Consider the following 12,308-nt stretch of genomic DNA (forward strand, 5'->3'; position numbering starts at 1 on the left):
CGAAAACCGCTCCCGAGTTGGTTCTGTTTGGCCGAATCTTTATTTTGAATCGGCAGATTCCGGTTAGGATATGGTTGGGACGTTACCGAATATTGCAGGTCGATCGCCGGAAATTCGCCTGCGTTCTCTCTCGTCTTCCCATCATGTCTGATTGACGCGCTTACAATTCGGCCCCCGGCCGAGCGCTCATCCGCTGCCGATCTCCCCTCGTCACCCGGACTCGCAGACCCGTCACCCATGCCGAATCTGTCGTCTGAACAATTCTTGGAGCTTGTTGATAAGAGTCGCTTGGTCGAACCGACCAAGACGGCCAAGCTTGTCAGCAAGGTCCGAGAACACTTCAAAGGCGGTTTACCGCCAGACGTCAACACGCTGGCCAAACTGTTCCAGAAGAATGGGCTGTTGACCGAATGGCACTTGGAAAAGCTGCTGGCGGGAAAATACAAAGGATTCTTTCTGGGCAAGTACAAGTTGCTCGGACACATCGGCACCGGCGGGATGAGCAGCGTCTACTTGGCCGAGCACACCAAGTTGCACGACCGTCGCGCGATCAAGGTGTTGCCGAAGAAACGCGTGAAGGATTCGTCGTATCTGGCACGGTTCCAATTGGAAGCCAAGGCGATTGCCTCGCTGAACCATCCAAACATCGTGCGGGCCTACGACATCGATAACGAAGACGATGTCCATTACATCGTGATGGAGTACGTCGACGGTTTGGATTTGCAGGCGTTGGTCAAGCGAGACGGGCCGCTGGATCCGTCGACCGCCGCCGAATTGATCGCGCAGGCTGCCCGCGGGCTGGCGCACGCGCACGAGATGGGCGTGATCCACCGCGACGTCAAACCGGCCAACCTGCTGCTGGACCCGGACCACAAGATTCGGCTGTTGGACATGGGGCTGGCGCTGATGGGCGCCGATACCGAGCAGTCGCTGACCGTCGCCAACAACGAGAATGTGCTGGGGACAGCCGACTATTTGGCTCCCGAACAGGCGCTCAACAGCCATTCGGTCGACCACCGCGCCGACATCTACGGTCTGGGATGCACGATGTATTTCCTGCTCACCGGCCAGCCGCCGTTCAACCACGGCACCCTGGCCCAGCGGATCGCGATGCACCAAAAGGAGATGCCCAAACCGATCCGGTCGCTGCGGCCGGATTGCCCCGGGGAACTGGAAGGCATCTGTGTCAAGATGATTCAGAAGGAGCCGAAATACCGCTACCAGTCGGCCCAAGACGTGGCGGAGGTTTTGGAACGCTTTGTCGCCAAGGTGCCCCGGGGGCACAAAGTCACGATCGGCCTGGGCGATACCCCTTCGCCACTGGATGACGACGAATCGTCGTCGATCTCTCTGGACGAAGAAGATCTGCGTCCCGGCAGCGGTGGCGACACGGTGTCGAACAAGAACGACGACACACTCAAGAGCAGCCGCAGTCGGTTGCTGCGCGAGCAGGGTTTGAGCCCCAGCGACAGTGGCCGACTGGTCAACGTCCAGCGACCACAAATCGATTTCACCGACGGCAGTTTTCTGGACCTGCAGGCGGAGTCCGGGTACGCACCCAACTCCAACATCCGCCGTCGCGGATCTCAAACGGACCGGAGATGGCCCGAGCGCACCGACGGACTCTCCAGCGTTCACGTGGGCGACGAATCGGACGTGCATTATCGCACTCCGGCGAAAAGCGATCGCCGGCCGTCTGGAAAAGCCAGCGGGCAGCAAGGCACCGACAAGCTGTTGATCGGCACCCTGTTCTTCGCCTTCTTCATCGTCGCCGTCGCGTTGGGTTTTTTCCTGGCCCGTGCCACCGGCACGTAATGGTCATCTCGCGACGGGCTCTTTAAACTCTGTCGGCCTTGCCGGTAACTGGATTCTGTCCGAAAGGTCGCGCGGCCAACCGTCGTCGACACGCCCGATTCAGACAGATCCTGACTGGACAACGCCACTTTGAGGTAGCGACGCTCGATCGAGCCTGGGAATGGCCGCTCTGCCACGGTCCAGCGATGGCAGCGACATTGACCGCCTGATTGACGAGCGGTCCGCTTCAAAGTTGCTTTCTCCAGCGCACCGGCGGCCCTCGAATTCTGCGTCTCGCCGACCGAATCAACCTGCCCGCACGAGTCCCGATGTCCGTCGTTTTCGACCGGCCCTACCAATTCGTTCCGCCGGTGCGCAACACCGCCTGGCCCTGGCTGATCCAGCGGCTCCGGCTGTACGATCGTTACCTCCGCAAGAAGGAGGGTGTCGTCGACTACGAACTGCGAAACCTCCACCACGTCCAATCTTCGTTGGACGCCGGACACAGCATCCTGCTGGCCCCCAACCACTGCCGCTACGCCGATCCCCTGGTTCTGGGATGGCCGGCACGTGCCTTGGGGATCCACGTTCACGCGATGGCCTCCTGGCACTTGTTCAACGAAGGCTGGTTCGACGCGTTCGCGATTCGCCGGATGGGCGCCTTCAGCATTTACCGCGAAGGCAACGACCGCCAATCGCTTGAAACCGCGATCGACATCTTGGCCGAAGGCCGTCGCCCGTTGATCATTTTTCCGGAGGGCACCACCAACCGCACCAACGATCAACTCAAACCGCTGCTAGACGGCGTTGCCTTCATCGCTCGCACCGCGGCCAAACGCCGCGCCAAGATGCACCAGGCTGATTCGACCGACACATCGTCACCGGCCGGTCAGCCGCCCAGTGGTCAAGTCGTCATTCATCCCGTGGCCATCAAGTACCTGTCGGTCCACAAAATTGACGATTGGGCAACGCGCCAGCTCGATCAATTCGAAAAGCAGCTTGGATGGACGCACATGCCGCCGCGCGATCTGCGCCAGCGCACCGTCCAATTGGCCGAAGCACACCTGGCACTGAAGGAAACGCAGTACTACGGACACTCCAACGGAGGTGACCTGCCCGAACGCCGTGACGCGTTGATCCAGCATTTGTTGGAGACCACCGAACGTCGGATGGGGCTGGACAACGAATCCGAATCGGTGCGGGAGCGCGTCCGGCAGATCCGTTCCGCTGCGGCATCTCGATTCTTCGATCGCTCCCCCGCACAAGTATCCGCCCATGAATCCGAAGAGGAACTGCGGCGCGATGTCGACGCCGCGGACCTGGCGCAAGAACTGTTCTCGTATCCGGACAGCTACCTGATACCAGATCAAGTCACCGACATGCGGATTGTCGAGACCATTCAACGGATGCAGGAGTCGATCAATGGAAAGGCCGACACGTCGATCCCGTTGAAAGCCGTCATCGAATTCGCGCCAGCCTTGCCTGTGGACGGCAAGCGACCGCGCAAAGGCGAACCAGATCCGTTGATGCAGTCGCTGGAAAGCCAGCTGAGCGAGATGCTCGGGCGACTTTCAAAAGAGGCTCGGCCCCTGTAGCCGGTGACGTTCGCCCTGGAAAGCATTGCGACCGGGACAGATCCAAACGCGATCGGAACCCATCGAAACTCGCGCGAATCGCTTCCATCCAGCCGGCCGAACCGGCGAGGCAGTGGGTTCCAAGGCCGGAGCCTTGGAACCAGGAAGGAGGCTCGTTCCCGGGCTTGTGCTCTGGCACGCACTCGTGTCTGGCGTCGTCAGATTCGCAACGACGGGTCAGGGCAGGAAGGTGATCGCGTCCACGTTCATCAACCCGCCTCGGTTGCGCTCGTTCTTGAACACCAGGTACAGGTCGTCGCGTCCCTGGGACTCGCGCAGCGGGATCGTCGTCTCGTAAAACGCTTCCCAGTCACCGTTGACTTCCACGGTGACGCGTCCCAGCAACGGTCCGTCGGCACTGCTACGATGCACCTCGATGTCGCCACCTGCCCCCGCGCTGGCGACTCGCAGCGCGATCGTACGCGTCTGGTCCAATGGAATCTGATCGAAACGCAGGAACCCGTCGTGCTCGATCGCACCCATGAATTGTTTTGCTTCGGCTCGGTCCGACCCCAGCGGGCTGGTCCCGCGGAACTCATCGGCGGCCTCCGCTTGCACGTGCCGGTTGCGCAAGGTGACCGATCCGACGCCCATCAGCGAGGGGATCTTTCCGCGTCCCAGGTCGCTGTAAACCGCTTCCAAGCGGACCTTCGCGGCATCACGATCGATTGACATCGTGTTGGTGAACCCGCGGGCATTCGGATTCGAGGCATCGGCCGTTACCGAATAAACGTGCTCCACCATTGCCCTGACTTCCGCGGGGGTGTGCTGGACATGAGGCAACATGCCGACCTTGCCCCAGACACCGGTCGAACCGTTCAACACGCGGGCGACCGATTGCTCAATTTGATGTGGGTCTTCGCGGTACTTATTCGCGATTTGCACGAAGCTCGGTCCGATCAGCGGACGGTTGATCGCGTGACAGTTCAGACAGTCGCTGTTTCGAATCAGGTTCCAGCCCGGAGATTCCGCTTGACCAGTCTCTCCATCCACGGCCATCGGGATCGCTTCGACAAACAGGCGGGTCGGCGCTTCGGAATCGATGAAGTGCCATCCGTCCGCGTCGGCCTGTTCGATGTCGCTGGTACCATCTTCCAGGTCACGCACGACCGCACGGTACCGCACAGTTTGGCCCGGCGAGAAAAAATCGCCGTCGGCCGGCTGAACGAACGCGACCTGCGGCCGCGCGTTGCCAACGATCACCGGCAGCGTGCTCACACCGACGGTCCCGCTGGGATCCCGCACCTCCAAGGTGATCGTGTAGACCCCCGGGTGCTCAAATCGAACCGAAGGATTTGGCGAATCAGCGATGACTTCACTCTGAGAATTGGGATCGCCGGAGGCGACGGAGATCCAGCGGTATCGCAGCGGGTCGCCGTCCTTGTCCAGCGATTCGTCGGCACTGAATTGGACCGTCAGCGGTTCTCGTCCCACATCGTTGCTGGCCGTTGCGGAGGCGATCGGAGCCCGATTGCCTCGGACGTAGTCCAGACGGATCAGCCGCGCGTCCGGATTCACGCCCCATGTCTCACCATATTCGATCACGTACAACGAACCGCCCCGGTCGAATTGCAAATCGATCGGACGGACGAATGTCATGTCCGGCAGGAACCGCTCCAGACGTTCCAGGTTTGAATCGGCATCCAATCGCACCGCGTAGATCGCGTTGCGCGACCACTCATAGGCGAACAAAGTGCGGTTGTACGCGGCCGGGAATCCGTTGGGCGAGGACGATTCCGCATCGTGGTAGAAGACCGGACCGGCGCACGCGGTCCGACCACCCGATCCGACTTCGGGGAATTCCGCCGACGATCCGCCCGGATAGTAAACCATCGCACCACGCGCCGGCGGTAGCTGCTCCGCACCGGTGTTGTTGACCGATCGGTTGACTGGAACATCGGCCTTTTGCGGGGGACCGATCTGACCGGATTCAAAATCCACCATGGAGTAGGCGAAATTGTCTCCGATGAAATAGGGCCAACCAAAATTGCCGGCCGAGCGGGCCTGGTTGATTTCGTCGTATCCCCGCGGGCCGCGCGGGCCATCCTGGCCGGCATCCGGACCGACATCGCCCCAGTACAAAAAGCCGGTGCGTTGGTCGATGTTGATCCGCCAGGGGTTTCGGCATCCCATCACGTAGATTTCGGGACGGCCGATCGAACCGTCCCGCGGAAACAGATTGCCGTCCGGGATCGAATAGCTTCCGTCGGGCTCCGGGTGGATCCGCAAGATCTTGCCGTTGTAGCTATTGGTGTTGCCTGCGGACCGCTGCGCATCCCAGGGGCTTCGACCGTCGCGTTCGTCCAGCGGAGCGTAGCCTTCCGAATCGTTGAACGGGTTGGTGTTGTCGCCGGTTCCGATGTACAAGTCACCGTTGGGCCCAAATTCCAGTGAACCCGCGTGATGACAGCACTCCCGACGTTGCTCTTCGTACCGCAACAACGGTTTTTCGCTCGCCAGATTGACTTTGCCATCGACGAACGTGAATCGGCTGATCTGCTGTCCCGAGAAATCCGGGGGAGAGTACTGCAGGTACAGCCAACCGTTTTCGGCAAAGTGGGGATCAAGTGCCAGGCCGATCAACCCGTTTTCCTGAGCCGTCGTGACATCGATGGCCCCAACAACCGTCTGCTGCTGCGTCTTCGGATCGATCACCTTGATGGTTCCAGCCAGCTCGATCAAAAAGACACGACCGTCCGGCGCGAGATCCAATTCCATGGGTTGGACCAACCCCGTGGCAAGGACGGTGCGTTCGAACTGATCGATCTCAACGCGCTGGTCGGCGGAAAGCAGGGTCGCGTTGCACACGCAACCGAGAAAACAGACGAAGGCCGCGAGCGGCACTCGGCAGCAAAATGACATCGAATCTGGGTGGGGGCGGGAAGCGGAGGCGGGAAAGGGAAGGCGTTAGCGGGACCGTGGTCTCCGTCACAGACCGAATAGTTTAATCCAGTCGCTGCCGCGGGCGGCGAAAGGAGGTCGTGCAGCTTTCCGAGCCAGGAAATGACGTGTTTTTGATCGACACGTTCACCGCGTTCTTCCCCCCGATCATTGCTCGGCGGCTTGCTTCTTGAACGAATTCCCGGTGTACATCGGCGGATGATCCGTGTCGATCTTTTCACCTTCCCAGTACCATCCGTCTTCTCGCTTCTCCAGAATCCGGGCGGCGCTGCCGGGCGCCAGCGGGGCGATGGACGGTGGGATGAAAGCTCGCAAGCGATCGGCCGCCGCGGCATGAGCCACATCGGAGATCAGATTGTGGTGTTCGTGGGGGTCTTGCCGCAGGTCGTACAACTCCTCGCTGCCGTCGGCGTAGCGGATGAAACGATAGCGGACATCGCGGATGCCCAAGTTACCGGGATTGTGTTCGGTCATCGCCGGGCGATCACGGGGCGTGTCGGTGTTTTCGATCTGCGGAACCAGGCTGACGCCCTCAACCGCGGCCGGCTCCGGCAAGCCGGCAAGTTGTGCCAGAGTCGGATAGACGTCTAGCAGTTCAGCCGGTTGCTCACAGCGTCCCGGCCGGATTCCCGGCCCAGCAAAAATCAACGGCACGCGTGTCGACCGTTCCCACAAGGTGTTCTTGCCACTGATCGCTTTTTCGCCGAGATGCCATCCGTGATCGCTCCAGAGACAAATGATGGTGTTGTCGGCATGTGGCGATTCGGCCAACGCATCGAGCACCCGTTGAACTTGGCTGTCAACAAAGGAGATGGAAGCCAGATAGGCTCGGACCAGATTGCGATGTTCGTTTTTCTCTCGCAGCCAGGTGATCCGCGGCTCGGGAAGCCGCCAATGCAAGAACCATGAAAACGGCGGACAATCGTCACGGTCCCCTTCCAGGATCGTGGGCATCTCCAGCGTCTCGTCGGGGTACAGGTCCCACCACTTCTGTGTCACGTGACACGGCACGTGGGGCAGGAAGAAGCCGCAAGAAAGGAAGAAAGGCTGCTCGGCCGGGATCTCGCGCAACGTCTTGGTCGCCCAGTCGGCAACGATCCAATCTCCTTTTTGGGAATCTTCATGATCAAAGACGCCCCAGTCGACCAGCGGGTTGTTGCCGGCAGGCGTTGGCGGAACCAATTTCTGTGGCGGACGCACGCCCGTTCCGCCAGCCGGACCCCAATGATCAAATTCCGGCTGCTGACCTGGGCCGGGGTTTTTGTGCTGGCCGTGATAGACTTTCCCACCGGAATAGGTCTCGTAGCCCGCCGCTTTGAAGTGCTGCGGAAGGGACACGGTGGATCGCCGTTCGTCCAGTCGACGGAACCAAGGCGCAAGCCCATAGATCCCCGTGGTGGAAGGCCGCAGCGAGAGCATCAAACTGGTGCGTGAAGGATTGCACAACGGCGATTGGCAGTGGGCGTTGGTGAACACCACACCACGCTGGGCCAGCGATGCCATCGCCGGCGTCTGAACCTGCGGATGCCCACCAAGCGGTTCAACCCAGTCGTTCAAATCATCGATGCAAATCATCAAGACGTTCGGACGCCGCGTCTCTTCGGTTCGGCCCTCGACGGCAAACAACAACCATCCGACCAGGCAGATGCCGGCCACAACCAATGAGCGAATCATCAACAACACTCGCGGGGAAGGAGAGGGAAGGGATGTCAAAACACCTCGATCCCCAAAAGAATAGTCGTTTACCGGCCGTCCTGCTGATCACGGCTCAGGCAATTTCGATCCGATCCGCCTGGTACCATCGGTAGGGGGGCTGGATCGCGTCAACGGGTGCGAATTCCAGGTGCACCACGCGGCGGTGATCGGCACAGTCCTTGGCGGAAACCCGGCTGCCGTGCAGCAGCAACGGCTTCATCGCGAACACGTCGCCCGCCCGGCAGGCGATTTCGACGATCTCCGCACGGCGCGGTTCACGTCCCACTTCGCTGCCCGGTTCGCTCCGTGTTGTCAGCGGACGGTCCGGTTTGTCGGCTGCTGATACCGCCGCTCGGTTCCCGTGGAGCACGCGGCCTCCGGGGGCGTCCACTTCGGGACCATCGCCTGACGGGTCGCGGTGCGATCCCGGAACCACCACCAGAGGCCCGTTCCGGGGATGCATGTCATCAAGGTGCAAGCGCAACGTCAACATGCTTCGCAGCAGAGACTCGTCCGCCTGGACGTGCGGCACCCCAGCTTTCACGGTCGGGTGCTCATAAGGGGCGGACGGATCGTGGTGCTGCGCCACCGCAATCGTCAGGTCTCGATGCAGCGCCAGGTTCCAACTGCGGCCCGGCGGCTTATCGAAAAACAGAATTCGGACCAAGGCGGCCGAAGCGCCCAGCTCCTGGTTCAAAACCTCGCCGACGCTTCGATGCTCTAGAATCGCCTTCCAGCCGGACCAAACCGACTGCAGATTCCTGCCCCCGACGATTCGCTTGGCGTTTTCCCCGATCGCTCCGGCGGCCGGTTGCGATAGGATGCGATTCAGTTGCGAAGCCAGCCGGGCACATCGGTCGGCAGAAACCACACCGGACAAGACCGCAAAACCGTCATCCTGCAATTGTTTTCGGGTTGATCCGTTCAAGTTAGTCACCGCGATGTCTGTTTCACCGAACCCGTATTCGCCCCCGCCGGAATCGGCCCCCCCTTCCGCCGACGCGACTGTCGCACCGCCCCGTTACCTGGGCCGGTTGACCGAGATTTCCGGCGAACTGGAAACCGCCGAAGCGATCGCGTTGGCCAAGGCCTGCAAACCGATCTCGCTGCCATCGATTGACCAGCAGCCGCAGGCCAGCTTTCGCAAGTCATCGCTGGTCGCGCCGACCGTCGTGATCGTGGCGGTCACGGGATTGTTCGTGCTCCGTCTTTACCGGACCGGTCCCGCCCTTGCTCTTTCGCCCGCCGCGCTCATCGCATCGCTGCTGCTGCCGCTGGTGTTTGTCATCCTGTTCGCCTGGATGCTGTACCGCCGCGGGAACCAGTATGCCGCTTGCGATCCGCCCCTGGAAGGCGAAACGGTGATGCGTCTTGGCCCCTTGGGCGCGGCATTTGTGAAACGAACTCGCGATGGTCGTGCGATTGAGATTTTCTGTTCCTGGCGTCAAATGCAAGTCACCGCCAGCGACGATGCCTGGCTGTTCAACATCGGAATGACCAGCCCGATGCTGGTCGCGAAACGTTGGCTGGACCGAGACCAGGATGTTCAAGCGGTCGAACAGTTGGTGCTTGAAATCACCCAATGGAACACGGACCACCAGCCGGTTTGGTCCCTGTCGGAGGTTCCGGAGGAGGCGATGGAATCCTTTCCGAGCTTTCCGCCAGAGTCGATCCGGTTCGAAGGTGACTCCCTGATCGAACTGGATCGGCGACAACAGCTAGCGGACCGACTGCGAGACGAACTGCCCGAGTATTCGCTGGGGCGAAGCATTTGGATGCGGCACTCCGCATGGAAAGCTTTGTTCTGGGGCGTGGTCGCCCTCACGGCAATCCGCATGGCGTATGACGTCTACCGGCAAGGACTGTTCTTCTTTCAAAGTTGGATGCTGATCTTGTTGGTGGCAGCAAGCATCGTGTGCTGGACGTTCTACAAAATCAGCGGGGCGGTCCATCAGCGTCTAGCTTTCGCCGGCGCCCTGACCGAATCCGATCTGTGGCTCAACTATCGCTTGCTGATGATCCGGTTGCCGCTGGGATCGTTCCCCTATCGCAACCTGGTCGAAAACACGATCGTGCTGGGGACGGCAACCGGCAGCAGCGTGGCCGTGCTTGCGGACTCTTACTTCAAAAACCGCGTTGACTTCCAGCGGGCGGTCGACACCGTGGTGCCAGAGGCCTCCGCCAGTCTTCCCTAGCAATCGGCAATGCCACACCGGCCGACCTTGTCACTTTCGCAGAGGCAGCCTACCAATAAAGCATGTCCAAACTTACCAGCCGCCGTCGCTTTGAAGAATATCGTCAGTACGTCCGTCGTCGAAATGCCGACAAACCGGTCCCCACGGGCCGCCACGGCGGTGACTCGCGTCCCAAGAAACTGGGGGACCGAGAACGCGGATTCTGGGAACTGATCCGAGCGTTTTGGCGACTGATCCGCTCGCACCGCGGCGAAATCTTTTTTGCCCTGACAATGCTGACGATCGCCATCGGCCTTCGCCTGCTGCCCCCGATCGGCACCAAACTGGCGATTGACTGCGTGCTGACCGATCCGCCCAAACCGCTGCCCACCTGGCTGGCGGCGGTGGACCTTCCCAGCGACCAGATGCAACGACTGGTCTGGATCGCCGCCGGCGTGGTGCTGGTGACGATCCTGGCGACCGTCGTCCATCTGATCAGCCGCTGGACTGCGACCAAAGCCGTCAACCAGACCCAAATCACGGTTCGGCGACGTGTCTTCGATCACGCGATCCGGTTGCCCCTGGGCCAGGTTTACGATCTGAAGTCCGGCGGGGTGGCCAGTTTGATCCGCGAGGACGCTGGCGGTGTCGCCGACTTGATCTTCTCGATGCTTTACAACCCCTGGCGGGCCATCGTTCAATTCGTCGGCAGCCTGATCATTCTGGTCTTCGTTGATTGGAAATTGATGGTCGGCGGGTTGCTTCTTCTGCCAATGGTGTGGGTGACCCACCGGACTTGGATCAATCGGATTCGACCGCTGTACCGCGACATCCGTAAACAGCGACAGCGGATCGACGCCGGTGCCACTGAAACGTTCGGAGGAATCCGAGTCGTCCGCACCTTTTCGCGTTCCCGCAGCGAGTCAAAGAAGTTTGTGCGTGAAGGCGGTTTCCTGGTGCGACAGCAACTGTTCACGTGGTGGTGGACCCGAATCATCGAAACCATTTGGGAAGTCGTGATTCCGCTGGCATCCACGGGACTACTGCTCTACGGCGGCTACCAGATCCTCCAGGGAGATCTGACCCTCGGCGACTTGATGATGTTCTTGGTGTATCTGACGATGCTGCTGGATCCGTTAGCAACGCTGGCCGGAAGCGCCGTCGGATTTCAAAACAACCTGGCGGGGCTGGACCGGATCCTGGACGTGATGGAGGTGGACAGCGAGTTGCCGACCAACCCCAACGCGGTGCATGTCGCCAAAGCGTCGACCGCTGGCCGGATCACGATCGACAACGTCAGCTTCCGTTACCCCGAAACGGAAACCGAGGTGCTCAAGGAAATCTCCCTGGACATCGAACCCGGCGAAACCGTCGCCCTGGTCGGACGCAGCGGCGCGGGGAAGACCACGCTGACAAACTTGATCGCTCGGTTCTACGATCCGGATGTGGGCAGCATTCGCCTGGATGGCCGCGACCTGCGTGACATCAACCTGGAAAGCTTTCGCAGCTTGCTGGGCATCGTCGAACAGGACGTATTCTTGTTCGACGGGACGATCGCGGAAAACGTTGCCTACGCCCGACGTGATTGCACCCCGGAGGAAATCGTCGCGGCGGCCGATGCCGCGGCGGCCCACGAGTTCATCGAAAAGCTTCCCGATGGCTACGACAGCATCATTGGGGAACGCGGCGTCAAGCTCTCCGGCGGACAGCGACAACGGTTGGCGATCGCCCGAGCGATCCTTGCCGATCCGAGGATTCTGATTCTGGACGAGGCCACCAGCAATCTTGACAGTGAAAGCGAGCAACTGATTCAACATTCCCTTCACGAGCTGCTGCAGGACCGCACCGCACTGGTCATCGCCCACCGCCTGAGCACGATTCGCGGGGCCGACAAGATCGTCGTCCTGGAAGACGGACGGATCATCGAAGTCGGAACCCACGAAGAATTGCTTGCTGCCGGCGGACGGTACCAAGACATGGTGGCACTGCAGATGGCCGAACCGGATCAGATGGCCCGCTAAGCCTGCCGACGCCGTGCCCCGGTTTCCCGACAGCCGCTGCGAGGTGAACCGTGACAGCGGTGATGGCTGATCACCGGCGGGGCGGTCTT

7 protein-coding genes are annotated in these 12,308 nt (G+C 60.8%); 4 read left to right on the forward strand and 3 right to left on the reverse strand.

Translation table 11 applies throughout. The features are described 5' to 3' along the window. Positions 1-237: 237 nt before the first annotated feature. Complete coding sequence (locus FYK55_RS08470; protein ID WP_150075977.1) at positions 238-1,815, forward strand: serine/threonine protein kinase; 1,578 nt, start codon at positions 238-240, stop codon at positions 1,813-1,815. Between the two features lie 308 nt (positions 1,816-2,123). Next, a complete protein-coding gene (locus FYK55_RS08475; protein WP_150075978.1) occupies positions 2,124-3,389 on the forward strand; it encodes a lysophospholipid acyltransferase family protein in 1,266 nt (421 codons plus the stop codon). Between the two features lie 216 nt (positions 3,390-3,605). Here FYK55_RS08475 and FYK55_RS08480 read toward each other — a convergent pair whose 3' ends face one another. From FYK55_RS08480 to FYK55_RS08490, 3 genes are all read right to left on the reverse strand, one after another. Next, positions 3,606-6,290 (reverse strand): PQQ-dependent sugar dehydrogenase, encoded by a 2,685-nt coding sequence (locus FYK55_RS08480; RefSeq protein WP_150075979.1) that lies wholly within the window; start codon positions 6,288-6,290, stop codon positions 3,606-3,608. A 186-nt stretch (positions 6,291-6,476) separates the two neighbouring features. Beyond that, the gene (locus tag FYK55_RS08485) at positions 6,477-8,003 is read right to left on the reverse strand and encodes a sulfatase (protein WP_150075980.1); all 1,527 of its coding nucleotides are present in this window, start codon (positions 8,001-8,003) and stop codon (positions 6,477-6,479) included. A 94-nt stretch (positions 8,004-8,097) separates the two neighbouring features. Further along, on the reverse strand, positions 8,098-8,952 hold the full coding sequence (locus FYK55_RS08490; RefSeq protein WP_235908524.1) for a phytanoyl-CoA dioxygenase family protein: 855 nt from the start codon (positions 8,950-8,952) through the stop codon (positions 8,098-8,100). A 13-nt stretch (positions 8,953-8,965) separates the two neighbouring features. Here FYK55_RS08490 and FYK55_RS08495 point away from each other — a divergent pair, with 13 nt between their 5' ends. Both FYK55_RS08495 and FYK55_RS08500 read left to right on the forward strand, forming a co-directional pair. Beyond that, complete coding sequence (locus FYK55_RS08495) at positions 8,966-10,219, forward strand: hypothetical protein (protein WP_150075982.1); 1,254 nt, start codon at positions 8,966-8,968, stop codon at positions 10,217-10,219. 62 nt (positions 10,220-10,281) lie between these two features. Further along, positions 10,282-12,219 carry an ABC transporter ATP-binding protein gene (locus FYK55_RS08500; RefSeq protein WP_150075983.1) on the forward strand — a complete coding sequence of 646 codons (1,938 nt, stop codon included), beginning with the start codon at positions 10,282-10,284 and terminating at the stop codon, positions 12,217-12,219. Positions 12,220-12,308: the final 89 nt, after the last annotated feature.

The organism is Roseiconus nitratireducens (assembly GCF_008629675.1).
GTDB lineage: Bacteria > Planctomycetota > Planctomycetia > Pirellulales > Pirellulaceae > Stieleria > Stieleria nitratireducens.

What these genes read in the sequence shown, in the direction of transcription:
- FYK55_RS08470 (WP_150075977.1), top strand. Translation starts at nt 238, where the DNA reads ATGCCGAATCTGTCGTCTGAACAATTCTTGGAGCTTGTTGATAAGAGT.
- FYK55_RS08475 (WP_150075978.1), top strand. Translation starts at nt 2,124, where the DNA reads ATGTCCGTCGTTTTCGACCGGCCCTACCAATTCGTTCCGCCGGTGCGC.
- FYK55_RS08480 (WP_150075979.1), bottom strand. Translation starts at nt 6,290, where the DNA reads ATGTCATTTTGCTGCCGAGTGCCGCTCGCGGCCTTCGTCTGTTTTCTC.
- FYK55_RS08485 (WP_150075980.1), bottom strand. Translation starts at nt 8,003, where the DNA reads ATGATTCGCTCATTGGTTGTGGCCGGCATCTGCCTGGTCGGATGGTTG.
- FYK55_RS08495 (WP_150075982.1), top strand. Translation starts at nt 8,966, where the DNA reads ATGTCTGTTTCACCGAACCCGTATTCGCCCCCGCCGGAATCGGCCCCC.
- FYK55_RS08500 (WP_150075983.1), top strand. Translation starts at nt 10,282, where the DNA reads ATGTCCAAACTTACCAGCCGCCGTCGCTTTGAAGAATATCGTCAGTAC.